25 protein-coding genes are annotated in these 24,712 nt (G+C 54.5%); 18 read left to right on the top strand and 7 right to left on the bottom strand.

The window, feature by feature from the left end:
- Positions 1–45 precede the first annotated feature (45 nt).
- The 3 genes from ald (at position 46) to G3578_RS08410 (ending at position 3,767) form a co-directional block, all read left to right on the top strand.
- Positions 46–1,170 (top strand): alanine dehydrogenase, encoded by a 1,125-nt coding sequence (gene ald / locus G3578_RS08400; RefSeq protein WP_165211353.1) that lies wholly within the window; start codon positions 46–48, stop codon positions 1,168–1,170.
- A 185-nt stretch (positions 1,171–1,355) separates the two neighbouring features.
- Positions 1,356–2,558, top strand: a complete 1,203-nt coding sequence (locus G3578_RS08405) for an MFS transporter (protein ID WP_165211356.1) — start codon at positions 1,356–1,358, stop codon at positions 2,556–2,558.
- A 120-nt stretch (positions 2,559–2,678) separates the two neighbouring features.
- Complete coding sequence (locus G3578_RS08410) at positions 2,679–3,767, top strand: quinone-dependent dihydroorotate dehydrogenase (protein ID WP_165211359.1); 1,089 nt, start codon at positions 2,679–2,681, stop codon at positions 3,765–3,767.
- 104 nt (positions 3,768–3,871) lie between these two features.
- On the opposite strand, the gene G3578_RS08415 is transcribed toward G3578_RS08410, so the two are convergent.
- Together G3578_RS08415 and glnA are read right to left on the bottom strand one after the other, a co-directional pair.
- Positions 3,872–4,906 (bottom strand): abortive infection protein, encoded by a 1,035-nt coding sequence (locus G3578_RS08415; protein WP_165211362.1) that lies wholly within the window; start codon positions 4,904–4,906, stop codon positions 3,872–3,874.
- Between the two features lie 180 nt (positions 4,907–5,086).
- Complete coding sequence (glnA, locus tag G3578_RS08420; RefSeq protein WP_165211365.1) at positions 5,087–6,505, bottom strand: type I glutamate--ammonia ligase; 1,419 nt, start codon at positions 6,503–6,505, stop codon at positions 5,087–5,089.
- 232 nt (positions 6,506–6,737) lie between these two features.
- On the opposite strand from glnA, the gene panE reads away from it, so the two are divergent.
- Positions 6,738–7,664 carry a 2-dehydropantoate 2-reductase gene (gene panE, locus G3578_RS08425; RefSeq protein WP_165211368.1) on the top strand — a complete coding sequence of 309 codons (927 nt, stop codon included), beginning with the start codon at positions 6,738–6,740 and terminating at the stop codon, positions 7,662–7,664.
- Between the two features lie 31 nt (positions 7,665–7,695).
- A complete protein-coding gene (locus G3578_RS08430) occupies positions 7,696–8,631 on the top strand; it encodes a 4-hydroxy-3-methylbut-2-enyl diphosphate reductase (protein ID WP_165211371.1) in 936 nt (311 codons plus the stop codon).
- Positions 8,632–8,692: 61 nt separating this feature from the next.
- Here the strand turns inward: G3578_RS08430 and G3578_RS08435 are convergent, their stop codons facing one another.
- Complete coding sequence (locus tag G3578_RS08435; RefSeq protein WP_165211374.1) at positions 8,693–9,097, bottom strand: cupredoxin domain-containing protein; 405 nt, start codon at positions 9,095–9,097, stop codon at positions 8,693–8,695.
- A gap of 105 nt (positions 9,098–9,202) precedes the next feature.
- Here G3578_RS08435 and G3578_RS08440 point away from each other — a divergent pair, with 105 nt between their 5' ends.
- Positions 9,203–10,105 (top strand): aldo/keto reductase, encoded by a 903-nt coding sequence (locus tag G3578_RS08440; RefSeq protein WP_165211377.1) that lies wholly within the window; start codon positions 9,203–9,205, stop codon positions 10,103–10,105.
- 18 nt (positions 10,106–10,123) lie between these two features.
- Here G3578_RS08440 and G3578_RS08445 read toward each other — a convergent pair whose 3' ends face one another.
- Positions 10,124–12,046: a helix-turn-helix domain-containing protein gene (locus G3578_RS08445; RefSeq protein WP_165211380.1), complete on the bottom strand. Its 1,923-nt coding sequence runs from the start codon at positions 12,044–12,046 to the stop codon at positions 10,124–10,126.
- A gap of 160 nt (positions 12,047–12,206) precedes the next feature.
- Here G3578_RS08445 and G3578_RS08450 point away from each other — a divergent pair, with 160 nt between their 5' ends.
- The 4 genes from G3578_RS08450 (at position 12,207) to G3578_RS08465 (ending at position 16,759) form a co-directional block, all read left to right on the top strand.
- Positions 12,207–13,787 carry an acyl-CoA synthetase gene (locus G3578_RS08450; RefSeq protein WP_241254527.1) on the top strand — a complete coding sequence of 527 codons (1,581 nt, stop codon included), beginning with the start codon at positions 12,207–12,209 and terminating at the stop codon, positions 13,785–13,787.
- 43 nt (positions 13,788–13,830) lie between these two features.
- On the top strand, positions 13,831–14,991 hold the full coding sequence (locus G3578_RS08455; protein ID WP_165211383.1) for a thiolase domain-containing protein: 1,161 nt from the start codon (positions 13,831–13,833) through the stop codon (positions 14,989–14,991).
- Positions 14,992–14,998: 7 nt separating this feature from the next.
- The gene (locus G3578_RS08460; protein WP_165211386.1) at positions 14,999–15,391 is read left to right on the top strand and encodes a Zn-ribbon domain-containing OB-fold protein; all 393 of its coding nucleotides are present in this window, start codon (positions 14,999–15,001) and stop codon (positions 15,389–15,391) included.
- 75 nt (positions 15,392–15,466) lie between these two features.
- Positions 15,467–16,759 carry an MFS transporter gene (locus G3578_RS08465; protein ID WP_165211389.1) on the top strand — a complete coding sequence of 431 codons (1,293 nt, stop codon included), beginning with the start codon at positions 15,467–15,469 and terminating at the stop codon, positions 16,757–16,759.
- A gap of 132 nt (positions 16,760–16,891) precedes the next feature.
- Here the strand turns inward: G3578_RS08465 and G3578_RS08470 are convergent, their stop codons facing one another.
- A complete protein-coding gene (locus G3578_RS08470) occupies positions 16,892–17,509 on the bottom strand; it encodes a LysE family transporter (RefSeq protein WP_165211392.1) in 618 nt (205 codons plus the stop codon).
- A gap of 131 nt (positions 17,510–17,640) precedes the next feature.
- Between G3578_RS08470 and G3578_RS08475 the strand changes: the two genes are divergently transcribed.
- The 8 genes from G3578_RS08475 (at position 17,641) to G3578_RS08510 (ending at position 23,846) form a co-directional block, all read left to right on the top strand.
- Entirely contained in the window at positions 17,641–19,107 is a 1,467-nt protein-coding gene (locus G3578_RS08475) for an aminotransferase-like domain-containing protein (protein WP_165211395.1), read from the top strand.
- Between the two features lie 107 nt (positions 19,108–19,214).
- Positions 19,215–19,748 (top strand): cupin domain-containing protein, encoded by a 534-nt coding sequence (locus G3578_RS08480; RefSeq protein ID WP_165211398.1) that lies wholly within the window; start codon positions 19,215–19,217, stop codon positions 19,746–19,748.
- A 213-nt stretch (positions 19,749–19,961) separates the two neighbouring features.
- The gene (locus G3578_RS08485) at positions 19,962–20,318 is read left to right on the top strand and encodes an MmcQ/YjbR family DNA-binding protein (protein ID WP_165211671.1); all 357 of its coding nucleotides are present in this window, start codon (positions 19,962–19,964) and stop codon (positions 20,316–20,318) included.
- Between the two features lie 67 nt (positions 20,319–20,385).
- Positions 20,386–20,727 (top strand): cupin domain-containing protein, encoded by a 342-nt coding sequence (locus G3578_RS08490; protein ID WP_165211401.1) that lies wholly within the window; start codon positions 20,386–20,388, stop codon positions 20,725–20,727.
- A 123-nt stretch (positions 20,728–20,850) separates the two neighbouring features.
- Positions 20,851–21,939 (top strand): serine hydrolase domain-containing protein, encoded by a 1,089-nt coding sequence (locus G3578_RS08495; protein ID WP_165211404.1) that lies wholly within the window; start codon positions 20,851–20,853, stop codon positions 21,937–21,939.
- Positions 21,940–22,142: 203 nt separating this feature from the next.
- Positions 22,143–22,694 carry a GNAT family N-acetyltransferase gene (locus G3578_RS08500; protein WP_165211674.1) on the top strand — a complete coding sequence of 184 codons (552 nt, stop codon included), beginning with the start codon at positions 22,143–22,145 and terminating at the stop codon, positions 22,692–22,694.
- Between the two features lie 109 nt (positions 22,695–22,803).
- Positions 22,804–23,586 carry an inositol monophosphatase family protein gene (locus tag G3578_RS08505; RefSeq protein ID WP_346773981.1) on the top strand — a complete coding sequence of 261 codons (783 nt, stop codon included), beginning with the start codon at positions 22,804–22,806 and terminating at the stop codon, positions 23,584–23,586.
- A gap of 89 nt (positions 23,587–23,675) precedes the next feature.
- Positions 23,676–23,846 (top strand): MFS transporter, encoded by a 171-nt coding sequence (locus G3578_RS08510; protein ID WP_165211409.1) that lies wholly within the window; start codon positions 23,676–23,678, stop codon positions 23,844–23,846.
- 154 nt (positions 23,847–24,000) lie between these two features.
- On the opposite strand, the gene G3578_RS08515 is transcribed toward G3578_RS08510, so the two are convergent.
- Both G3578_RS08515 and G3578_RS08520 read right to left on the bottom strand, forming a co-directional pair.
- The gene (locus G3578_RS08515) at positions 24,001–24,348 is read right to left on the bottom strand and encodes a spore coat protein (protein ID WP_165211677.1); all 348 of its coding nucleotides are present in this window, start codon (positions 24,346–24,348) and stop codon (positions 24,001–24,003) included.
- A 23-nt stretch (positions 24,349–24,371) separates the two neighbouring features.
- Positions 24,372–24,662: a ferritin-like domain-containing protein gene (locus tag G3578_RS08520; protein ID WP_206529575.1), complete on the bottom strand. Its 291-nt coding sequence runs from the start codon at positions 24,660–24,662 to the stop codon at positions 24,372–24,374.
- Between the last annotated feature and the right edge of the window lie 50 nt (positions 24,663–24,712).

A 24,712-nucleotide genomic window follows, 5' to 3' on the forward strand; every position in this document is an offset into this window, starting at 1 on the left:
AAAGTATACCAACCATTTGACGCGCAAGTAAGGAGGACGAGTACGATGATCGTGGGGGTTCCCAAAGAGATAAAAAACAATGAAAACCGTGTGGCGATCACACCGGCGGGTGTGGCGGCGCTGGTGCAAAACGGCCACAAGGTCCGCATCGAGACCAATGCCGGATTGGGCAGCGGCTTTACCGACGCCGAATATGCGGCAGAAGGCGCGGAGATCGTGCCGACCGCGGCGGATGCCTGGGCGGCCGATATGGTAATGAAGGTAAAAGAACCGCTCCCGAGCGAGTATGGCTACTTCCGTGAAGGCCTGATCCTGTTCACGTATCTGCATCTGGCGCCGGAGCCGGAATTGACCCGCGCCCTGATGGAGAAAAAAGTGGTCGCCATCGCGTATGAAACCATCCAGTTGGACAACGGTGCCCTGCCGCTCCTGTCGCCGATGAGCGAGGTGGCCGGACGCATGGCCGTGCAGATCGGCGCACAGTTCCTGGAGAAGCCGTATGGCGGCAAAGGCGTGCTGCTCGGCGGCGTGCCGGGCGTACCGAAAGGGGAAGTAGTTATTATCGGCGGCGGCATCGTAGGGACCAACGCGGCCAAGATGGCGGTTGGGCTGGGGGCCAACGTGACGATTATCGACCTGAGCACAGACCGTCTCCGCCAGCTGGAAGATCTGTTCCAGGGACGCGTGCAGACGCTCATGTCCAACAGCTACAACATTGCCAATGCCGTCAAGAAGGCGGACCTTCTCATCGGCGCGGTGCTGATCCCGGGTGCCCGTGCTCCCCGCCTGGTGACCGAAGAGATGGTGAAAACCATGGCGCCGGGCTCGGTCATCGTGGACGTGGCGATCGACCAGGGCGGCTCCATCGAAACGATCGACCGCATCACCACACACGACAATCCGACGTATGTCAAACACAACGTCATCCATTACGCGGTTGCCAACATGCCTGGCGCCGTAGCGCGCACCTCGACGCTGGCGCTGACCAACGCGACGCTGCCCTACGCGCTGCAGCTTGCCAACAAAGGATACCGCGAAGCGATCGCAAGCAATCGTCCGCTGGCCAAAGGCGTCAACCTGATCGACGGCAAGGTAACCTACAAGGCTGTTGCCGAGGCGCACGGCCTGCCGTATGAACCGATCGAGTCCGCTTTGCTGGTGACCAACTGACACAGCCCGAAGCCGCAGGGCAAATCGCAAGTCTGACGGAAAAAGCGTAAAAACCAAAGATCCCGTTTCGGATCTTTGGTTTTTTCATAAGTGGAGCCCCCGTTTTTCATATGCGTGCTGCATGGTCGAGCGGGGTTTATCGATGATTCCTATCTGCCTGATGCGGGAATTCAGGGGGGATTCGGTTGATCAACGCGCTGAAAAAGCAGGTTTTGTACATCAAGTTCTTTTATTTTCTCATTTTCTTCGGTCCCGGCTTCCTCTTTCCGCTGCTTAGCGTATATCTGCATGACGGAGTAGGCTTGACTTCCGCGCAAATCGGCACCGTCATGTCCATCGGCCCCATTGTGTCGGTTCTTTTCCAGCCTGTTTGGGGAATCGTGGCGGATCGAACCCAGAATCCGAGATTGGTGCTGACATTGGCCCTTGTGGGATCTGCCGCTGCGGGAATGTTCTATTCGTTCGGAGACACTTTTGGGCGGATGATGATCGCGACCGTGATGATGTTTATTCCTTTGTGCGCGTTAACGCCGATCAGCGACAGCGTAACCGTCAGTTTTGCCAATGCGAACAAGCTGAATTACGGCAGTTTCCGCCTGTGGGGGGCGGCCGCTTATGCCTGCGCATCCTTCCTAGCTGGAAAAATGGCGGAAAAGTACGGATTTTCCGTCATCTTCTACGCTTACACGGTCAGCCTCCTGCTTGCCGCGCTGCTGTCGCTCTCTCTTCCGAATGACCGGCAGACGGAACAAATCAAGCTGAAAACAGGGTTGAGCGGCCTGTTTCGGGATTCCAAGTTCGTGCTGTTTTTGGCCGCCACATTTTTGACGTTCGGTCCGATGGATGCCAACAATACATACCTGGGGTTATTTCTGCAGCATATCGGGGGAACGGTTGCCGGAGTTGGGCTTGCCTGGTTCTTGATCGCGATGGCGGAAGTCCCGTTCATGAAATTCGCCGGCGTCTTGACCGGAAAATACGGAACCTTGCCGATTGCCGCTGTCGCCATGATCATCTCCGGTTTGAGGTACATCCTGTACGCTTTTTCTCCCCCGATTGAAATCGTTTATGCAAGCACCATCGCGCAAGGATTCTCTTTTGGTTTGTTTGTTACCGCCAGCCTGCAATATGTGCAGGAGATTGCTCCGAAAGAAATGAGGCACACGGCTGTGGCCGTCTTTTCTGCCGTCGCCTACGGGATCGGCAACTGGTTCTTTACGCTGCTGGGGGGAATTGTGCTTGATTCGTTCAGCATATTTGCCATGTACCTATTCTTCGGGATCGTGACGGGTGCAGGGCTGATTTTGTTTTTCGCCATCCATCGATTTGAAAAGATGACAACACGAAAGAAAAGGGAAGGCGCAACAGAAGGGATACCCCGCATGTGATGTTTTCGACAAGGGGACATCCCTTTTCATTTTTTTCCTTTACCGGATGCTTCCTTTCCACTTTTCTTCTCCTTATGGTATGCTGGTGGACGTGGAAAAGAGAGCGGAGGGGTGGAACACATGTACCAACTGGTAAGAAGCTTCCTGTTCGGGATGGATCCGGAGGTGGCTCACGAACGGACCATCGAATTGTTGAAGCGGGTGGACAACACGCCCGGGGGGAAAACCCTGCTGCGATCCATCTACGGATTCCGGGACGAGCGGCTGGAGACGACGCTGTGGGGCATCCGCTTCCCCAATCCGGTCGGGCTGGCCGCCGGGTTTGACAAGAATGCGGAGGTGTTTCACGCCTTGGCCGCGCTCGGCTTCGGGTTCGTGGAGGTGGGGACGATCACCCCGCTGGCACAGCCCGGCAACGAGAAGCCGCGTTTGTTCCGGCTGCCCCAGCACCTGGCGATCATCAACCGGATGGGGTTCAACAATCACGGGGCATACGCCGCATCGCAAAACCTGATCGATTACCGGTATGCCGAGATTCCGATCGGCATCAACATCGGCAAAAACAAGACCACGCCGAACGATGAGGCGGCGGGCGATTATGTGAAATGCATGAATACGCTGTATCCCTACGGCCATTATGTGGTCATCAATATCAGTTCCCCCAACACCCCAAACCTGCGCGACCTGCAGGAGACGGAGAGTCTGCGCGAGCTGCTGAAGGCGGTGAAGGGCAAGGCGAAAGAGCTGGAGCTGCGCGGCGTGGAGGCCAAACCGATCCTGCTGAAGGTGGCTCCCGACATGGCGGACGAGCAGATGCGCGATGTGGTACAAGCCGCCGTGGAGGAAGGGGTTTCCGGGATCATCGCCACCAATACCACTCTGTCGCGGGAAGCGGTAGAAGGAGACCCGCTGGCGGCGGAGGCGGGCGGGCTCAGCGGCAAACCGCTGGTGGAACGATCCACCGCCTGGGTACGGGAGATCTATCAGGAAGTGGGAGACAAGGTGCCCATCATCGGCGTAGGGGGCATCTTCAGCGGCGAGGATGCGTACCGCAAAATTCGGGCGGGAGCCAGCCTGGTTCAGGTCTATACCGGCCTGGTTTACCAGGGACCGGGGATCGCCCGCCAAATCAACAAGCAGCTGCTCCGCTTGCTGGAGCGCGACGGTTTCACCCACATCAAGCAGGCGGTAGGGGTGGACGCGCGCTGATCGTTCTTTTTTTTGCACAACAAAGAACCGGCTGCACCGTGTCATCGGGTGCAGCCGGTTTGTAACGTGAATCGGGTGCTCCCCGATTCTTTTCATCCAGAAATTCAGGTGGAATGCTTCGCGTAGTATTCAGCCAAGGCGGAAAAAGATTTCTTCGGCTCCCACGGCAAATCGTGATAGGTTGTCCCATTTCGATCGGTATAGGTTTTGACCACACTGTAACTGGCCATATCCAGATCATATAAGGCATTTTCGTTATACGGATAGTTCGGCATGACAAACGTAAATACAAATGCTCCATCTACGTTTTCTTCGTGAAAAATCTCCAACAGTTCAATCAGATAATGGGCCTGCACGCTTTCATCCCGGATGAAAGCGCCTTTCAGCTGTTTGGGCGTTTTGCTCCAATCCACAATGGCCCAACCGTATCCTCCCTTATCTTCAGCCCCTTGGTAGGTGCAGCAGCCGAACTCCGTGATGACCACCGGTTTCCCGTGTTTCAAGTAATCTCTTAACTTTTCGCGGTAAGTGTATTTATTCATCGCTTCGCGGTAATAATCAACAGAGACGAAATCAAACGGCTCCCATTTCACATTTTCCCACGGACCGGATGCATACGTGAGCCGGCCATGAAAATGTTCTCTGATCACCGTTACAGCATTAGACAAGAAGGCATTTAGACGTTTGTTGAAAGAGCCTCTTCGAATCGTGCTTTTCAGCAAGCGCCAGGGTTTCATGAAAGTGCCGATTCGGTCAAATGCCGTCTCTCCATCAACGAGCCCCTTCATAAAAAACGTAAGCTCACATCCGGCGACAAACACAACATCCGGCGACTGCATCCGTAATTTTTCGGCTGCCTTGGCACATTCCCCAAAATAAATCAGCGTTTCCTGTTCGTCAGCGTCAACATAAGCCGGGGAAAACCAGACTTCCACCCCCTGTTGAATCGCAAATTCAGATGCCATCACAAGCCTTGAAATCTCCTGACCGGAAATCCTTACGGCATTACAGTGCAAATCATTTTTGATGATTTCCATTTCGCGTTTCACGATGGCAGGATCGAATATGTCGCGGGATGATGAATCTTTCCCCCTGGTAAACGTGCCTACGTCGTAATTGATGCCCCTGCGCTTGATCATTTGATTGCAGCCCATCTCCTTTGCGTTTTCTGTAATCATTTATATTCATGTAAAGAAACTCCTGCCAGCATAGTGTGCGAACAGGAGCAAGCTTGTATGCCCTGTACCAATGCAAAAGCCCTCCTCAACCGAGAAGGGCTTTGCTATTGGGGCGATTTTGAGGAAATTTTGAACGAAATCTTACAGATCGTAGTAAAGTTCGAACTCTTTCGGATTGACGGTGCGTTCCACTTGCTGGATTTCCGCGCGCTTGAGGGAGACCCAGTTGTCGATCACGTCTTTGGTGAAGACGCCGCCTTCGAGCAGGAAGTCATGATCGGCTTCGAGCGCATCCAGGGCTTCGCTGAGGGAGCCCGGAGCGCTGCGGATTTCGTGCTTCTCCGCGTCGCTCAGTTCGTAGATGTTCTTGTCGATCGGACCATAGCCCAGTTCACGCGGGTCGAGTTTGCGCTTGATGCCGTCCAGACCAGCCATCAGCATGGCCGCGAAGGCGAGGTACGGGTTGGCAGTGGAGTCCGGCGTGCGGAACTCGATCCGGGCTGCTTTCGGTGTCACGGCAGCGACCGGGATACGGATGGCAGCGGAACGGTTTCCTTTGGAGAAGACCAGGTTAACAGGAGCCTCGTAGCCGGGAACCAGCCGCTTGAACGAGTTGGTGCTCGGGTTGGTCAGCGCGATCAGGGCCGGAGCGTGATGCAGGATGCCGCCGATGTAGTAGAGGGCGGTATCGCTCAGGTTGGCGTAGCCACCTTTTTCGTAGAAGAGCGGAATATCGCCGTTGAACAAGCTTTGATGCACGTGCATGCCGCTGCCGTTGTCACCCACGATCGGTTTCGGCATGAAGGTGGCGGTTTTGCCGTATTTGGCGGCTACGTTGCGCACGATGTACTTGAAGAGAAGCAGATTGTCTGCAGTACGGGTCAAGGTGTCAAAACGGAAGTTGATTTCCCCTTGGCCGGCGGTAGCCACTTCATGGTGGTGGCGTTCGATTTTCAGACCCGCCTTGGTCATCAGGGTACACATTTCATTGCGGATGTCCGCCTGCGTATCGGTCGGCTGTACCGGGAAGTAACCGCCCTTGTTGCGCACTTTGTAGCCTAGGTTTTGCCCTTCTGCGCCGGTGTTCCAGAACGCTTCCTCGGAATCGATGTGGAAGAAGGAACCGGACGGACCGGAGGCATAACGAACATTGTCGAAGATGAAAAATTCGGATTCCGGCCCGAAGTAAGCGGCGGTAGCCAGCCCGGTCGAACGGAGATATTCTTCCGCCTTGATGGCGATGCTGCGCGGGTCACGCTCATAGCGGTTGCCTTCCGGATCGTGGATGTTGCAGACGATGTTCAGAGTCGGCGCTTCCACGAACGGATCGATGAACGCGGTCGCCGGATCCGGCATCATCACCATATCGCTCTCTTCGATGCCTTTGTAGCCGGTCAAGCTGGAACCGTCAAAGGCAACGCCGTTGACAAACGTCTCCTCGTCGACAGCATACGCGGGAATCGTCACATGATGCTGGCGGCCCAGGACGTCGACGATGCGGAAATCCACATATTCGATTTTTTCTTCTCTAATGATGTCCAAAACTTTTTTTACATCCATTTTCTCCACCTCTTCACGAATGTTTGCGATATAATAACGAAAAATGTTCGTATTTAACCGTTTCTTATAATTAGGATTATAGGTTCTCCCCAATCGTATGTCAATATGTTTTCTGACGTATTGTGTAAGAATTTCTTACATATTGATGGAACTTACCAAAAGGCTTCTTCTTCGGTACAATGGAAGCAGCATGTATCCGTAATTCGACAGGCTGTCAAAGGGGGCAGGAAACATGAAGGTGTTGGTGCTGGGAGCAGGTGCGGTTGGCGGTTATTTTGGCGGCAGATTGGCCGAGCGGGGCGTGGATGTCACCTTCCTGGTGCGGGAAAGGCGGCGGCAGCAGCTGGCCGAGCGGGGACTTGTCGTACATAGCGTGAACGGAGACTTTCGCATTCAGCCGCAGGTGATTGTGGCGGGAGAAGGGGTGCAGCCCTATGACGTGATTCTGCTTTCCACGAAAGCGTATCACCTAGCTGACGCCATCTCCCCCATCGCGAATTATGTCGGTGAACAGACGGTGATCATTCCGCTCTTGAACGGGATCTCCCATATCGGGCTGCTGCAGGAAACATTCGGGGCGGAACGGGTGCTGGGCGGGCTCTGTTTCATCGAAACGACCCTGAATGAAGCGGGCGATGTGGTCCAGACCAGCCAGGTGCACGATCTTGTCTACGGGGAATGGGCAGGCGGCCGCACCCCTCGTGTGGAAGCGCTGGAGAAGCTGTTTGCGGGAGCGGCTGCCGGGTTTCGTCTGAGCGAAAACATCCAGCAGGAGATGTGGCATAAATATCTGTTCATCACCACGCTGTCGGGCATGACGACCTTGATGAACGCGGCGGTCGGTCCCATCCGGGAGGCGGCCTGCGGGCCCGAGCTGACCCGGCAGCTTGCGGACGAAGTCGCCCAGGTGATGCGGGCGGCAGGCGCTCCCATTGCGGATGATATCGTGGACAAACAGATGCAGCTCTTTGCCAAACAAGGATATGGGATGAAATCATCCATGCTGCGCGATATGGAGAAGGGGCTGCCGGTGGAGGGAGAGCATCTGCAGGGCTACCTGTTGAAGCTGGCGGATGCCCATGGCGTGGATACGCCGCTCCTGCGCATTGTGTACACCAATCTGAAAGTATATGAAATCAAGCGGACGGAGCAGCAGTAGGGTATAATAGGATGGAGAAGGAGGGGTGTCTGTGGAAGTCATCAAAATCTCCCCCCGCGGCTACTGCTACGGCGTCGTGGATGCGATGGTCCTGGCGCTGAAAACGGCTCAAAATTTTGAACTGCCGCGTCCGATCTACATCTTGGGCATGATCGTTCACAATTCCCATGTGGTGGAAGCTTTCGAGCGGGAAGGCATCATCACGCTGGACGGCGAAGACCGCCTTTCCCTGCTTGACCGGATTGAGAAAGGCACCGTGATCTTTACCGCGCACGGCGTATCTCCGGAGGTGCGCAGGAAGGCCCGGGAGAAAGGGCTGACGGTGGTCGATGCCACATGTCCCGATGTCACCAAGACGCATGAGCTCATCCGGGAAAAAGTGGCGGACGGTTATCATGTGATCTATATCGGCAAAAAAGGGCATCCAGAGCCGGAGGGGGCGGTGGGAATCGCTCCCGACAAGGTGCACCTTGTCCAGACGCTGGCGGAAGTGGAGGCGTTGGATCTTCCGAGCGACAGAGTAATCGTCACCAACCAGACGACGATGAGCCAGTGGGATGTCAAGCATCTGATGGATGCCATCATCCAGCGGTACCCGCATGTGGAAGTGCACAATGAGATCTGCCTGGCCACCCAGGTGCGGCAGGAAGCCGTGGCGGCACAGGCGGGAGAAGCGGATCTCTGCATCGTGGTGGGGGACCCGCGCAGCAACAACTCCAATAGGCTGGCCCAGGTGGCCGAAGAGATTGCCGGGGTGCCGGCTTACCGGATTGCGGATCTCTCCGAACTGGATATCGCCTGGTTGAAAGGCAAGAAGAAGGTAGCCGTCACGTCGGGGGCCTCCACTCCCACGCCGCTGACCAAAGAGGTGATCCACTTCCTGGAGCAGTTCGACGAGTCCAGGCCGGAGACATGGGAGAAGCGGCGAACGGTCAACATGGCGAAAATTCTTCCTGCCGTCAAGTAAGCGAAACGGGCACATCCGGTGCCCGTTTTCCTTTATCCGGCAAATCTCCCTGCCGAAAGCGCTAGCGGATGGTAAGCGTTCCGCGATAGTCGGCCCCGGCAGGGTTAAATAGGTCGGAATGGATAAGGTAGGTGCCTTTTAGCGCGTGCGCGAGGGGAAGCGTGACCGATTCGCCCGGTTTCAGGACGGGGATGCGGAGAGCAAGCTTGTCGATCACCAGATGGTGGGGGCGGGCATCGGTATTGACGATCACCAGCGCGGCGGTTTCCCCCTCGCTGCAGAGGAGAGCGTGCGGTGCGTAACCGGCAGGCGTGATCCGGAGGGTTTGCACGCGCTCCCGCTCCGGTGCCGCGGTGGATGACGGGTCGGCGGAGCGCATGCCGTGCAGGGCGAGCAGCAAAAAAATCAGCACGAAAGCAATCAGGGGATGACGAAACTGTAAGAGGGTGGTGGTACGCGTGTTCACGATGGATGTCAGCTCCTTCCTGTCATGTCAGGTAGGTATAGCCTGTCCATTTCATGGCGGACCAAAACCACCGCCACAAGCAAAATGAAAAAGAGGGTGAAAAGGATGGAACGCGAAAAACTGCAGGAGGATCTGGAGTTTTCCAGAATGGTGTATGGGATGTGGAGGCTTGCCGAGTGGAACATGACGACGAAGGAGATCATCGCACGGATCGAAGGCTGTCTGGAGCTTGGCATCACCACGTTTGACCATGCCGACATCTACGGGAACTATACCTGCGAGGAACGATTCGGAGAGGCGCTGGCCCAACAGCCTGCACTCAGGGAACGGATGGAGATCGTGACGAAATGCGGCATCAGGCTGGTTTCCCCCCATCGCCCCGCAAACAGAATCAAGCACTATGACACGAGCAAGGAGCATATCATTCAATCGGTGAACCAATCCCTGAAGAACTTCCGTACGGATACCATCGACCTGCTGCTCATCCATCGGCCTGATCCGCTGATGAACCCGGAGGAAGTGGCCGAAGCATTTGCAGAGCTGAAAAAAGAGGGAAAAGTCAGGCATTTTGGCGTGTCCAACTTTTTGCCGTCCCAGTTTGATATGCTGCAGTCCTATCTGGATGTTCCCCTGGTGACCAACCAGGTGGAGGTATCGGTTGCGCACCTTAACCAGTTTGACAATGGCACCATCGACCACTGCCTGCGGAACCGGATAAAGCCCATGGTCTGGTCGCCAGTCGCGGGGGGCCGTCTTTTCTCTTCCGATGAAGAGCGGTATATACGCTTGCGCGGCACATTGTCTGCGATTGCGAAAGAAGTGAACGCGGCCTCCATAGATCAGGTGATGTACGCGTGGATTTTGCAGCATCCCGCCACCATGCTGCCTATCATCGGGTCGGGCAATTTCGAGCGGGTAACGTCTGCGGTACAGGCGCTGGAGATCAAGCTGACGCGTCAGCATTGGTTTGAGATTTGGCGGAGTTCGTTGGGCAGAGATGTGGACTGACGAAAAGAAATGCTCCTGTTATCCCTGGATAAACTTGAACGTGTCGTTTAACAACAAAGCGAGCCGCAGCTTTTGACGGGTTTCGGCATCGCTCAGGCGGACCTGCAGGATCTGCTCAATGCGTTCAAGCCGATAGCGCAGTGTATTGTAGTGGATGTGCAGGCTGGATGCGGTGGCGCGCAGTTCGGATTCGTTTTCCAGAAAGGTTTTCAGCGTTTCCAGCAGATTCCCCGATTGTCGATGCTCGGCGAGCGTGAGCGGGCGCAGCGTCTCGACGCAAAACGCCCTGATGGCGTCCAGATTGGAAACATCAAGGAGCAGTCCGGCAAGCCCGAAGGATTTGGCCCACACAATGGGTTCCTGATGACCGAGCCGTTCGTGCCAGGAAAGCGCATTTTTGCATTTGGAAAATTCATGGCGATAGTCACTCGGCTTGCTGCATGGATCGCTGATGACGGTGAATACTTTTGCCTGCGGTAAAGACGCCTTGATCAGCGCATGGATTTCTTCGGCCCCTTTCATGAGGGTTTCCTGATTGGCGATCGCGGCCACCAGGCAGGTATTGTCCACCGTTGACAGGGGAAATCTCGACACATCCAAAGTCAATTGGACCGAATTTAACACCCGGTTGACAATTTCCTGTTGGGACGGAGGAAGAGAGTCGGTCATACACATGCTGACAATCAGATGACACGGTTTCCAGAGATTAATCCCGAGATGCTTGGCCCGTTCGCCCAGGACCGCTTCCTGTTCACCCTGGAATAGCAGTTGATGCAGAAGTGCGGTACGCAGATAAAATGTGTTGATCCTTTTGATCTCCTTGGTGCTGATTGCCAGAGCAAGCAGCGTCGTCGCCCGTTCGATGGCGATCCGGTCGATTTCGTCGTACTCTTCATCGGCAGGACGTACGGTGGCCAAGATGCCAACCAGAACATGGTTGCTGACGATGGAGGAACACATGATGTGAAAGTTGGATTGTTCCATAAAAAAGCAGTTGACGATACTGTTCTGTTCCGAAAGCGTATGGATGCCATTTTTTGCCTGGCGGACGATCGCGGAGATGACCTCCGGGTTCAAACGAGCGTGCGGGTGGTTGCGGTGCAGAATATGGCCGGATGCATCAAGAAACCAAGTCTCGCAAGACAACAGAAGCGATAAGGAACGAATGACAGACTCGACGGCTTCCTTCTGAAGCGCCGCTTCACTCAGCTGTTGATGCACGCGAATCAGACGCTGGGATTGGTCATAAAGCTGCGCATTGCGAATGGCTACGCTGGCCAAACTGGCTAAACTCGCCAGGAAATCGATTTCTTCCTCCGTGAATTCCCTGTGCGTGCGCATGGCAGCGTACAGCACCCCGATCACGTCAGCCCCCAACAGGAGTGGGACGGCAATGGCAGAAATAATCCCCTCGTAATCGATGGCAGCTTCTACATTAGGGTCTCTGCGGGTTTCATGCGGGTAGTCTGTAAACGAGTGGGGGCGCTTCGTCAGGACAACGCGCCCTCCGATTCCTTGGCCCAGGCGTTGTTCCACGCCGATCAAGTTGGGGCTGCTGCCGGATGAAGCGCGGATGGTGATCGTCTGTTTTTTTTCATTGTACAAGGCAATATAGCCGATATCGGTCTGCAGCAGCAGGCGCACCGTCTCGCAAACTCGATGGAGAACTTGCTGAAGCGGAGCCAAAGAAGCAATGTCAAGCGTTAGCTGTTGGAGAGCGATACTGCGCGCCATTTCCTCTCGCGGACGAGCTGTCCGCTGTTTCCGTTTCTCCAAAGCGAGGAGAAAATGGCTGATCGCATCCCGGAGACAGTCCGGGAGCGAATGCATGTCCAGCGAGAGATGCTCTGACGATACTTCTCCTTCCTGCTCCACCAACGTTGTCAATTCTTCCATAAAATCCGCCATTTCCAGCACCGATATCTTATCAAGTGTTGACAATTGAACCACCCAACTTTTGTAGAATATTTACATATTACATTTGCAATTTTAATGATATTCTGACAATAAGAGAATAACAAGTTTAGATATTTGGAAGACGAAACCATCGATCCCCTTTAGGTTGGGCAATGATCGAGGGTGGATGCAGGGAGGGACGAACATGGCAGCGATGAACCTCGGTTATCTGTTATACCGTTCGGCAGCAGCATATCCGGATCATCCGGCCATCATTCACGGCGACGCGGTGCTGACGTACCGGGAGTGCAACGAGCGCGTCAACCGGGTTGGGAGTGCACTGCGCCGGCTTGGCCTGGAGCCGGGGGACCGGGTGGCCATCTTTTCGCCGAACCGCCCGGAGATCCTGGAGGTGCTGTTTGCGACGTGGAAGGCAGGCCTGGCAGCCGTCCCGATGAACTTTCGCCTCCATCGGGACGAGGTACGCTACATTTTGAACCACAGTGAAGCCAAGGTGCTTGTGTATGCGGGAGTGTACCAGGATGATATTGACCGCATCACCGGGGATCTGACCGCGACCCGTATTGCCGTCTGCCTGGATGGCCCAGGAGAGAACGGGCGGAATGATGCCTTAACGGTGCTTGCGTATGATGAACTGCTGAAACAAGGGGATAACGCAGAATGGGTGGAGCCGGTGGAGGGAGACGACCTGGCATGGCTCTTTTATACCTCGGGTACCACGGGTCGGCCCAAAGGGGCCATGCTGACCCACCGTATTCTGCTGCTGGCGGCTCTGAACACCTGTGCAGACATCTATCCGTTCGGGCACGGCGATATCGGGCTGCATGCGGCACCGCTCAGCCATGGTTCTGGCCTCTATTCCCTCCCTCTTATCGCCAAGGGGGGGACAAACGTAATCTTTCCCGCTTCGCGCTTTGATCCGGAAACGGTGTTTGCGTTGATTGAAAAACACCGGATTACCGTGCTGCCGTTTATGGCCCCAACCATGGTGAAGCGGCTGATTGAATCGGAAGCGCGAACCAGGTACGACTTGCGCAGCCTTCAGTGCATCATATACGGCGGTGCCCCCATGTACGTGGAGGATCTGACAGCAGGGCTGAAGGCTTTCGGGCCGGTGTTCGCGCAGGTTTACGGGCAAGGCGAATGTCCCATGACGATTACCGGCCTGGGCCGTGACGAGCACAACCTGCATCAACCCGAACGGCTTGCCTCTGCCGGTACAGCCAGGATGGGCGTGCAGGTATGCATTCAGGACGCGGAAGGAAACAGGCTGCCGCCGGGGCGCATCGGAGAGATAGCCGCGCGCAGCGAGCTGGTGATGAAGGGGTACTGGCACAACCCGGAGGCTACCTCGGAGGCGATTGTAAACGGGTGGCTGCGTACAGGCGATGTCGGGTACATGGACGAGCACGGTTACCTCTATATTCTGGACCGCACGAAAGACATGATCATCAGCGGCGGCAACAATATCTACCCCCGCGAAGTGGAAGAGGTGCTGTTGTGTCATCCTGCCGTACAGGAGGTTTGCGTCTTCGGCGTCCCGGACCCGGAATGGGGGGAGGCGGTAAAGGCAGTTGTCGTGCTGAGGCCTGGGCACGAGGCCGCAGAAGAGGAGCTGATTGCGTTTTGCCGGGATCACCTGGCCAGCTACAAGAAGCCTCGGTCCGTAGACTTCCTCGAGGAACTGCCAAAGAACGCCTATGGCAAGGTGCTCAAGCGTGAACTGCGTGCCAGGTACTGGGAAGGGAATGCGCGCCTGGTATAACCGTTGCTGCAGGTTCAATTCGATAGCGGGAGGGTGAAGTGGAATGCGTCAGGTATCGATCATCGGAGTGGGGTGCACGCCGTTTGGCAAGCTGAAAGGGCGGTCGATCAAGGATCTTGCCCTGGAAGCATGTCGAGAGGCATTGTCTGACGCCGGCGTTGCCCCTTCCCAAATTGAAGCCTTTTACCTCGGCAACTTCGCCGGGGGCATGCTGGCACGGCAGGAGCTTACCGCTGCTTTGGTGGCCGGAGCCCTCGGGATTGGCGCGGTACCGGCCACACGGGTGGAAGGAGCGTGTGCGTCGGGCGGAATCGCGCTTCGCCATGGCTATCTGATGATCGCCGCAGGCTGCTGCGACGTGGTGTTGGTGGCCGGGGTGGAGAAGATGACGCAGGCCGGCACAGAAGAGGTGACAGCGGCGCTGACCGCAGCGGCCGACCGGCAGGCTGAGGGCTCTACCGGGCTTTCCTTTCCCGGGTTCTTTGCCGCTGTGGCCCGTCGTTATATGCACGAATATGGAGCCACACTGGACCACCTCTCTGCCGTTGCTTACAAAAGCCGGGAGAACGCCCAGCGAAACCCGCGGGCCCACTTCTACGGAAAGCCGGCTGCCCTTGACGCAATCAGCCATTCCCGGCTGATTGCCGATCCCCTTCGGCTGTACGACTGCTCCCCCATCAGCGACGGCGCAAGCGCGTTGGTATTGGTGGCAAGCGAGCGGGCCAAGGAGTTTGGCGGCCAGCCTGTCGACATCCTTGGTTCGGCCCAGGCCACAGGCAGCACCACGATCCAGGAGATGGACGACCTGTGCAGCCTGCAGGCGGTGGTGAAGGCGGCCAGCCAGGCTTACGAACAGGCCGGGGTGGGGCCCGAGGACGTTGACGTGGCCGAAGTGCACGACTGCTTCAGCATCGCCGAACTGATCGCGCTGGAGGATCTGGGGATAATGCCTCGGGGAGAAGCCGGCCCCCGCGCTGCGGCAGGGGAGACCAGGGTGGGGGGACGGGTGGCGGTGAATCCTTCGGGCGGCCTCCTTTCCAAGGGGCACCCGATCGGAGCTACAGGCGTGGCCCAAGTGTTCGAGGTGGTGCGGCAGCTGCGGGGGGAGGCTGATAACCAGGTTCCGCATGCGCGCATCGGTCTCACGCATAACGTGGGCGGCTGCGGCGGAGTTGCGACGGTTCATATCCTGGGAGCGAGGTGAGCAGGACATGGGACATGACGCCATTCAATTTCCGGTTTTGCGCTGCAGCGGCTGCGGCCGGGCACAGCTGTCCGGCAGGATCGTCTGCCGCTTCTGCGGTGGGACGAACTTGCAGGAAGACAGCCTGCCGCCGGAGGCCGTGCTGGAAACCTACACCCGCATCCGCGTGCCGCCGGTGGAGTTTGTTGAGCAAGCTCCTTATGTTGTGCTGGTGGCCCGCATGGGTGAAGGGGTCCGGGTTACCGGCCGCCTGTTGGGGGATCAGGAGGCCGAACTGCCGATCGGCGCCCCCTTGCAGTTCGTGCGGCGGGATGAGATTGCAGCGTGGTTTGCGCCAGTCCAGGAATCCGCCACAGCAGTTGGACAGGCAGGGGACGAGGATGTGATGCAGCCTTGTTGATCATGATGCCAACAGCCGCACCGTTTACATGGGCCGCAGTCTTACCATAACAGTTACAGGAGAGGAGGAAGTGCTTTGAATATCCGTGTCCTCTTTGCCAGCATTTCTGGTTCGATCATCGAGTGGTATGATTTTTATCTGTATGGTTCAGCTACCGGCTTGGTTTTTTCCACGCTGTTCTTTCCAACCCAGGATCCTGCCATCTCGCTTATTCTCGCCTTTTCCACCTTCGGAGTCGGCTATGCCGCCCGGCCAATCGGCAGCGTCTTGTTCGGCCACCTGGGCGACCGCGTGGGGCGAAAGGCGGCACTCATTTATACGCTTGTCGGCATGGGAGTCAGTTCGACGTTGATTGGGTTGCTTCCTACCTATGAAACTGCCGGTCTGATCGCCCCCCTTTTATTGGTCTTCCTGCGGCTGATCCAGGGAATCGCATTGGGCGGCGAATGGGGGGGAGCCATCCTGTTGGCGACAGAATCCGCGCCAAAAGGAGTTCGCGGGCTGTACGGTTCGATTCCTCAGCTGGGGGTGCCGATCGGGTTGGTTACCGGGACCTTAAGCTTTTCGCTGATCAGCCACTGGACGACCAACGAGCAGTTTTTGAGCTGGGGGTGGCGCATTCCCTTCCTCTTTAGTATCGTGCTCGTCAGTTTGGCCATCTGGATCCGAAGCGGCATCGAGGAAACCCCTGTTTTTCAAGAGCAGAAGGAAAGCGGCGATATCGCGCGGGTGCCCATCATTGAAACGATTCGCAGCGACTGGAAAAACGTGCTGCGTGCAATCGGCTTGAAACTGGGCGACGGGTTCCTCAACGTCTTCACGATGTCTTATGTGATTACTTTTGCGACCGCTTACCTGAATTACTCCCGTGATATTGCCCTGAATGCATTGACGATCGGGTGTGCCACCATGCTCGTCACAATCCCGATCATCGGATATATTTCTGATTTTATCGGGCGCAAGCGCATCTATATCGGAGGGCTGATGCTGCTCTTCCTGCTCTCTGTTCCTTATTTTTCCCTGATCGGAAAAGGGGCCGGCTGGTTGTATGTCATGCAGGTGGTCATGCTTGGAATCATCTGGGGAGCTATTTTTTCCACGCAGGGAACCTATTTTTCCGAACTGTTTCCGCCGAAAGTCCGCTATACCGGGTTATCGGTCGGCTATCAGATCGCGGCCGCCATTGTCGGTTTCGGACCGCTGATCTGGACATCCATGGCGAAATCGTACGGTCCATCGCCGTGGATATTTGGCGGATTCATGATGGCAGGCATCGCCATCAGCCTGGCATTAAGCCTGTTCACCCCGGAGACCAGGGGCATCGCCTACTCGCGTTCCATGGCTTCCGTACTATCCAAAGATTCGTAGGGATGGGATCTATGCACAGCAGATCAGCGGGTAACCGCCGGCGGCAGCGCAATGCTGCCCGGGGTGCCCGCTTTATTTTTCCATGACTGCGGAAAGGGGGGCACTTCACACGCTGCGGAGACGCCTCAGCCGTCAAGGGAGAAAAGGGAGGTTGGCTGCCATATAGACCGCGACCAGCCAGATGATCACCGCCGAGATACGGTTGAGAGAACGGATCAGGCGGCCGGATGTATCCAGCCTTCCCGCCGTTCTGCCGGCAAGGGAAAGGGTGAAGAACCAGACCCAGGAGACCAGGATGCAGGCGATGGTAAACCCCCATTTCTCGCTGCCCCCGTAACCAAGCGAGCTGGTTCCGATTACGCCGATGGTATCCAGGATGGCGTGCGGGTTGAAAAGGGAGACAGAGGCGGCGAACACCACCTGCTTTTTGGCCGAAAAGCTGCCATGCGTCTCCCCGTTGATGCCGGGCCTGCTGTTCCAGGTGAGCCAGCCCATGTACGCCAGAAAACAGAATCCCGCCGCAAACAGGATCGTCTTGATCCACGTAAAGGTGAGCACGACAAGGGAGACGCCCATCACAGCAAGCAGAATCAGGAGCGTGTCGCACAATGCCGCCGTAATCACCACGGGCATTGCCCGGACAAGGGACGGCTGTGCGGCTCCCTGATTAAAGACAAACACATTTTGGGCGCCGAGCGGCAGAATCAGTCCCAAGGCAAGAACGAGTCCATGTATGAATGCTTCCAACACGCGTATCCCTCCAGGCAAAGGTTCTTTTCCCAGCTTAAAGAAAATGGCCGCCGCTGTCTCCAGCCAATTGGTTTGCAAGGACCCCAACCAATTTGTACAATAGACGAAAAATAAGCGGAGGAGGGATGGGCATGGCGCAGTGGATGGCGGACTGGCAGCCGGACAAGCGCGCGCCGGTTCCTTTGTATCGGCAGATCATCCGGTATATTCGGAACAAGATCACCAACGGGGAGTGGCCGGTGGGCAGCCGGATTCCGACGCAGCGGGAGCTTGCCCAGGCGTTCGGCGTCAATCGCAGCACGGTGATCACCGCCCTGGAGGAGCTGAAAGCGGAAGGGCTTCTGGAAGCGGTGGAGGGGAGCGGCACGCGGGTGTCCCCCCTGTCGTGGGCGGCCAAACTGTCGCCGATGCCGCCGGATTGGCGCTCCTATGTGGAAGCCGGCATTCATCAGCCCAATCTGCCCACCATCCAGGAGATTAACAGGGCCGAACATGACCCCGCCATCATCAGGCTGGGAACGGGTGAGCTGTCGCCGGATCTCCTGCCGGTGGATCTGCTGGAGACCATCCTTCGCCGGCTGCCGCGCAAGATGATGAATCTGGGTTACTCGGAGCCCAAGGGACTTTACGCCCTGCGGCAGCAGATCAGCGAGCATCTGCGCGGCTTCGGGATCGAGGCGTCCCCGTCCGCCATTCTGGTCGTCTCCGGTGCCCTGCAGGCGCTGCAGCTCATCTCCGTGGGGCTGCTGCAGCGCGGCTCCACCGTCTTTGTGGAGAAACCCTCGTACCTCTATTCGCTGCATGTGTTCCAATCGACGGAGATGAGATTGTTTGGCGTGCCGATGGATGATGACGGCATACAGACGGAGTGGATCGTCCGGCACAAACGCCTGCAAAACGGGGCGCTGCTCTATACCATTCCCTCCTTTCACAACCCGACGGGCATCGTGATGACGGAGGAGCGGCGGCGGCAGCTGATGGACGTGTGCGAAAAGGAGCGGCTCCCCATTCTCGAGGATGATGTTTATCGCGAGCTGTGGCTGGATGCGCCCGTTCCTCCGCCGTTAAAGGCACGGGATAAAAACGGACTGGTCCTCTATGTGGGCAGCATGTCCAAATGCGTGAGCCCGGGCCTGCGGATCGGATGGGTGGTCGGGCCGGAGCCGGTGATTGACCGGCTGGCCGATGTGAAGATGCAGACGGATTACGGCTCCAGTGCGCTGTCCCAGCTGGCGGCAGCGGAGTGGCTGGCGAGCGGCGTCCATCAGCAGCGTCTGGAACGGGTGCGAGCGGGACTGAGGGAGCGCCGGGCGATCGCCCTGCAGGCACTGGACGCCTGCTTTTCCGATCTGGCCAGCTGGCGTGTACCGCAGGGCGGGTTTTATCTCTGGGTGAAACTGCATCAGCCGATCTCCATGCGGCAGCTGTTTGAGATGGCCTTGGCGGAAGGCATCCTGCTCAATCCCGGCCATGTATACCATCGAAGCGCCGATCGGCATCTGCGCCTCTCCTACGCGTATGCGGACCCGCAGCAGCTGTGGAGCGGCATCCACCGAATCTCCGAACTGGTGCGCGCGCTGGCGTTCCGCCGCTTGTGATCCGGCCGTAGGCTCCCGCCCATTATGGCACAGTTGCATTCCCGTACATAGGTATCTGCATAGGATAAAAGGAGGGAATTGAATGAAAGCATGAGAGGAGAATGAATATGTACGGCCAATCAAGCCATCCCTATCAATGGTATCATCCAGTGCACAGCAGCAATTGGAGTTATCAGTGGAATCCACATTATTGCTATTATTGGACCAACAACCATTGGTATCCTTATTATGGAAATATCGTATTGAAAGATTATGGATCGAAACCATTTGTCGTGAATATTGACCAAGCTGCCAAGCAAAACAATACGTACCGCACCGCTTTGTGGACAGGGAAACACTTCCAGGTGACCCTGATGAGTATTAATGTTGGGGATGACATCGGTTTGGAAGTCCATCCGACAACTGACCAATTCATTCGTATCGAAGAAGGCCAGGGACTTGTGCAAATGGGGGATAGCAAAGATAGACTGGATTTTCAGGAAATGGCCTATGATGACTACGCCATCATGATACCAGCCGGAAAATGGCACAATGTAACCAATACAGGCAATAAACCGCTTAAAATTTACGTTATCTATGCGCCGCCTGAGCATCCATATGGTACGGTTCATGAAACAAAAGCAGATGCCAGGTCTGCTTAAGTTGTTCGCCATACTAGAAATAGATGCAACATGCCTCATCGTAACTGGTGAGGTTTTTATTTTGGTCAGGAGGCGGTTATTTGCAACCATGCACCATAACGGCCATGTTTGTCAGGAACAGTAGATGTATTCGCAAATTCGGATGAAGGAAAGAGAGCAATGGATGTTGAATTGTCCAAAGAAATATCTGGAAGGGAAAATGGTGGAGAGGACATGAACAAACAAAAGCTTGAATCCTACTGTCTCAATCTTCCTGGTTCCGTTCATGATTACCAAACGGATTGGGAAGCCGATCGGTATCAGGTGGGAGGCAAAATATTTGCGATGATCGGCTGCGATCCCGCAGGAAAGTCTATCCTTACTGTAAAATGTGATCCACATCGCTCTGAAGAATTGAGAGAAAATTACACTGGGGTAATTCCTGGGTACTATATGAATAAATCTCACTGGATCTCAATCTATTTTGACGCGAACATTCCAGATGAAATCTGGGAAAAGCTGATTTTTCATTCCTATGAATTGGTCTTTCAGAAATTACCTAAAAAAATACAAAAGCAAGTGAAACCGTGATATCCAGGATAATCAACAAATATTTTTGCTATGACATAGCACGATATCCAATCTGGAGGTTATGGAAATGAAAATCAGCAAGGATAATGCTGAACATTACTTATGGGGGGAGATTTGTGATGGATGGCATTTGGTCAAAAATCAAGATTTAAGTGTCATTCATGAACGCATGCCAGCCAATACTTCGGAAGTAAGACATTATCATGAACGTGCACGCCAATTTTTCTTTGTTTTATCTGGTGTTGCGACCATTGAGATAAATGGTAAGGAGTTCATTTTAACTCCGCAAGAGGGAATAGAAGTTCCGCCCTTAACGCCACATCAAGTGTTTAACAGGTCGAATCATGAAGTTGAGTTTTTGGTGATTTCCCAACCAACCTCTAAAGGCGACAGGGTTATTGTGTCCTAATCGTTTCGCTACAGAAAAAATATGAACATGAAACCGGTAGAAGAGATCGGCAGACAAATGAGGGTCCGAACGTAACATCCGTGATAGCGGGAACCTTTCGCGGACTTTGAATGGGGGGAAATCATGAACCAGGAACAAGCGAAAATCATGATTGAAAAAAAGCTGAACGCAACCGTTGATTCCAATCCAAAACTCCTTAATGCTTATTTGCTGGTCCACTCAGATAAACTTCATATTCACTGGAATATGGCTCACGGGCAAACAGGCGATCAGCCTGCGAATCCGGAGCAGCCTTATCATACGGCAAGCATTGGAAAAACGTTTACTGCCGTGATTATTGCCATGTTCGTTGAAGAAGGAAAAATAAGCTATCGTGATCCCATCGCAAAGTATCTACCGGAAGATATCATACAGGGCTTGCATCTCTATAAAGGCAGAGACTATTCCAGTGAAATTCGTATCGAACATCTGGTAAGCAATACATCAGGACTGCCGGATTATTATGAGGATATACCGAAAGGCGGCAAACATTTTCTGAAGATTCTGCTTGAAGAACCTTCACGAGTCTGGACCCCGCAAGAAACCATCCAATGGTCAAAACAATATCTCCGCCCCCGTTTTTCACCAGGAAATGGCCTGCATTATTCCAATACAGGGTTTAACCTTTTGGGATTGATAATCGAAAATATTGCATCAAAGCCTTATCATCAAGTGCTTCATGAGTACATTTTTCAGCGACTCAACATGAAGCACTCCTATTTATCCCAGTACTCGGGGCCCGCAGTAAAAAGCAGGTACCCTGTAGCCAGTCTGTATTCATTGGATGGCCCCATCAACGTGGAAAACTACCGCAGTTTCAGCAGTTTGTATGCAGCAGGGCAAACGGTCAGCACGTCCGAAGATTTGCTTGTATTCATGAAAGCATTGGCAGGAAATCAGCTCATCCAGCCGGAATCACTTGCAACCATGCAGAAATGGACAAAAATGTGGATGGGCGTTGACTATGGTTATGGGCTCATGAGGGTCCGGATGCTGCCATTTATTCAGAAGTATAACCTCTGGGGACATATAGGTTCGACCGGTTCCTTTATGTATTACAATCCGGTTATGGATGTGTATATCATCGGCACTTTCAATAAAGTAGGGTATGTAGGTCCAAGTGTTCGCTTTGCCTTTTATATTCTACGAACCTTATCAAAAATGCGGGATTGAGTAGGCACATGCCTGCATCGGGCAAACGTCCTCTGCTCACCCGAAAAAAGAATATCGAAGCCCCTCATCGTTTTCGAGAGTGATCTCACATGCGGCACTGCTATCGATGAAAAACCAATGGAATTATGTTATCGTAACAGTGCGAATTTTAACGAAAGTTAACGAAGGGTGAGATAGTTTTGGAGATAACCCCGGTTGTACTAATGGGCAAAAAGGTCAAATTGACTCCAATGGAAATGAACCACATGGAGTCTTTGTACGAGGCTGGAAGATACCCGAATATTTGGACGGTGACACAAGGACGAATCGATTCCCTTGACGACGCGAGGGAGTATGTGAGGAAGGCACTGGAACAAAAGAATGCGCTTCCGTTTGTCATTATTGATCAGGAATCACAAAAAATTGTGGGAAGCACGCGGTTCTATGATATCTCTGTTCAAAACAGAAGTTTAGAGATCGGCTCCACCTGGCTTACCCCTGCAATGTGGAGAACTTATGTCAACACCGAATGCAAATATTTGTTGCTGAAGCATTGCTTTGAAACGCTGGGGACGATACGGGTTCAATTTAAGACGGATAGTCGGAATATCCGATCTCAAAGGGCACTTGAACGGATTGGTGCTGTCAAAGAGGGTGTTTTGCGAAACCATATGATTCTACCGGATGGTTATGTCAGAGATTCCGTTTATTACAGCATCATCGACAGGGAGTGGCCGGAAGTAAAGCTTCGCCTTGAGCAATTCATGGGGCAATAAGTTAGTCTTGGAGTTGAACAGAAACCTTCGGGCGAATCGAACCACAAGCTCTCGGGATGGCCGACAGAACCTCATCCTTTTTAGGTGAGGCTTTTTTATTTTGATTAAGGTGGATAGGAAAAATCTTCCGCTGTTTCCAAACATGATGAACGCCGGAGAACTTGTCACCTCAGCAGACGTTGCCTCTGATCAGATGATTCGTGAAGCAATTGCTAGTACTTATCCGAAACATGGTATTCTCTCTGAAGAAACCACCGATGGAGTCTGGGCGAAAGATATCTTCGAAGGTCCTCTTTGGATTATTGATCCGTTGGACGGAACGGTAAACTATGCACGTTATCTTCCTCATTTTGCTATCTCCGTGGCCATCGCAGTAGATGGCGTTGTTTGGGCAGGTGCTGTGCATGCTCCAGATTTGGGTGTTACCTATGTAGGTGTTCGAGGAGGAGGAGCTCATTGTAATGGTGAAAAGCTTCATGTTCATCGTTTTGAAGCCTTATCGGAAGCGGTAATCGGTACGGGATTCCCCCATGATAAAGAAAAAGTACACCCGGCGCTTGCAAGAGTGAATCTCTTAACCACCCATTGCAGAGACATCCGCCGTTTGGCTGCTCCGACAATAGATATCTGTTATGTGGCATCCGGCCGTCTGGACGCGCATACAGAGAGTTTAGCTCCGTGGGACGTCGCAGCAGCAGGTCTCATCGCTCGTGAAGCTGGAGCAATTACTGGCCACGTTGGAGCAGTCCCTGCGGATATTCCACTTGATTTATGCGGAGAAGAAATCGTTTGTGCTAATCCTGGCATATTTGAAGAGCTTCTCTCTTTACTACGAAAGGGACAGCTATCAAAAGGGGGAGCAGGCTGCATTGCTGAAAACTCTTCCCCTTGATGACCATGGCGGCGTTCGCATGGGTGGGAAGTAATCCCATTTGGGCTGTCATTCTCGTGTTTATTTGAGGGATATCAGGGTTTGCGACGGTGACCCCGTTGAATATGCTTGTGCTAAAAAAAGCGGGGGAAGCGGCCGATTTGGCTTCGTCGCTCAACATTTCCGCTTTCAATATTGGAAACGCCCTGGGTGTGGCCCTTGGCGGGGTGGTGATTCAAACCGGTTTCGCCCTCCGCGGGGCCCTGCTGCCGGTGCAGTGATCAGTATGGTTGGGCTTGCATTGATGCTGGTCATCATGATGGTAGACAGACGGCCAACGGTATGATGCAAAGGCGTTGTTCGGCGCCGTGGACACGGTGAAGGCGGAAATAACTGAGCAGGGACGCCCTGCAATTGGGGGCGTCCCTTGATTGGTCAGTACGGAAACTGCGTCGCGTACCCGCTGAACTGTTGGTAGGCCTGATCCAGCTTTTGCTGCTGTTCCGCCTCCAGTTTGTACCAGCCTTTTTGAAACATGAGATTGTACAGCTCGCGGGCGGATTGATGCGTCTCGTTCAGAATCTGCATCATGTCGGCGTGCAGCTGCTGGTGGCTTGCCTCACGCACCGCCACATTCAGGCTGTCCGTCAGATACTTGCAGGTGGAAAGACCGTCATTGAGGAAATCCCGGTCGTTCATCTGCGGACCTTTTACCTGCGGCAGTTGGCCGGATTCGGGATTGGCAATCTGGTTCGGATTCTGGCTTTGGGTCTGATTCTGCATCGGAAACATCTACGCTCTCCCCCTTACTGCGACCGCGGCACGCCGGCCATGGCCTGGTTGTTGTTCACCTGCAGGTGGGTGAGCAGTTTCTGGTAGTGGCGCTGATGCATTTGTCCGGCTTTGTCGAGGGCCTGCTTGATCTGGGGATCGGACGCCTGCTGGGCAAAGAAATGAAACTTCTTGAACGCGTTCAGCTCCCAGGAGAGTGCATCTTTCAGATAGAGCAAATCTTTGTTGGTAATGACACGCGGCGGAACCTGCATGGAAGGCTTCGCCTGGGCCTGCGGCATGGCAGGCGTCAAGGTTGCTTGCATGGGTGTAACTCCTTTCTGATGAAAAATCCTACACCCATTAGCATGAGCAG

It is taken from the genome of Brevibacillus sp. SYP-B805, assembly GCF_011059135.1.
In the GTDB taxonomy this organism is placed as follows: domain Bacteria; phylum Bacillota; class Bacilli; order Brevibacillales; family Brevibacillaceae; genus Brevibacillus_F.

Coding starts and splice junctions, on each gene's coding strand:
- ald (WP_165211353.1), top strand. CDS start 46: ATGATCGTGGGGGTTCCCAAAGAGATAAAAAACAATGAAAACCGTGTG.
- G3578_RS08410 (WP_165211359.1), top strand. CDS start 2,679: ATGTACCAACTGGTAAGAAGCTTCCTGTTCGGGATGGATCCGGAGGTG.
- G3578_RS08415 (WP_165211362.1), bottom strand. CDS start 4,906: ATGATCAAGCGCAGGGGCATCAATTACGACGTAGGCACGTTTACCAGG.
- glnA (WP_165211365.1), bottom strand. CDS start 6,505: ATGGATGTAAAAAAAGTTTTGGACATCATTAGAGAAGAAAAAATCGAA.
- panE (WP_165211368.1), top strand. CDS start 6,738: ATGAAGGTGTTGGTGCTGGGAGCAGGTGCGGTTGGCGGTTATTTTGGC.
- G3578_RS08440 (WP_165211377.1), top strand. CDS start 9,203: ATGGAACGCGAAAAACTGCAGGAGGATCTGGAGTTTTCCAGAATGGTG.
- G3578_RS08450 (WP_241254527.1), top strand. CDS start 12,207: ATGGCAGCGATGAACCTCGGTTATCTGTTATACCGTTCGGCAGCAGCA.
- G3578_RS08455 (WP_165211383.1), top strand. CDS start 13,831: ATGCGTCAGGTATCGATCATCGGAGTGGGGTGCACGCCGTTTGGCAAG.
- G3578_RS08460 (WP_165211386.1), top strand. CDS start 14,999: ATGGGACATGACGCCATTCAATTTCCGGTTTTGCGCTGCAGCGGCTGC.
- G3578_RS08475 (WP_165211395.1), top strand. CDS start 17,641: ATGGCGCAGTGGATGGCGGACTGGCAGCCGGACAAGCGCGCGCCGGTT.
- G3578_RS08480 (WP_165211398.1), top strand. CDS start 19,215: ATGTACGGCCAATCAAGCCATCCCTATCAATGGTATCATCCAGTGCAC.
- G3578_RS08485 (WP_165211671.1), top strand. CDS start 19,962: ATGAACAAACAAAAGCTTGAATCCTACTGTCTCAATCTTCCTGGTTCC.
- G3578_RS08490 (WP_165211401.1), top strand. CDS start 20,386: ATGAAAATCAGCAAGGATAATGCTGAACATTACTTATGGGGGGAGATT.
- G3578_RS08495 (WP_165211404.1), top strand. CDS start 20,851: ATGAACCAGGAACAAGCGAAAATCATGATTGAAAAAAAGCTGAACGCA.
- G3578_RS08500 (WP_165211674.1), top strand. CDS start 22,143: ATGGGCAAAAAGGTCAAATTGACTCCAATGGAAATGAACCACATGGAG.
- G3578_RS08515 (WP_165211677.1), bottom strand. CDS start 24,348: ATGCAGAATCAGACCCAAAGCCAGAATCCGAACCAGATTGCCAATCCC.
- G3578_RS08520 (WP_206529575.1), bottom strand. CDS start 24,662: ATGCAAGCAACCTTGACGCCTGCCATGCCGCAGGCCCAGGCGAAGCCT.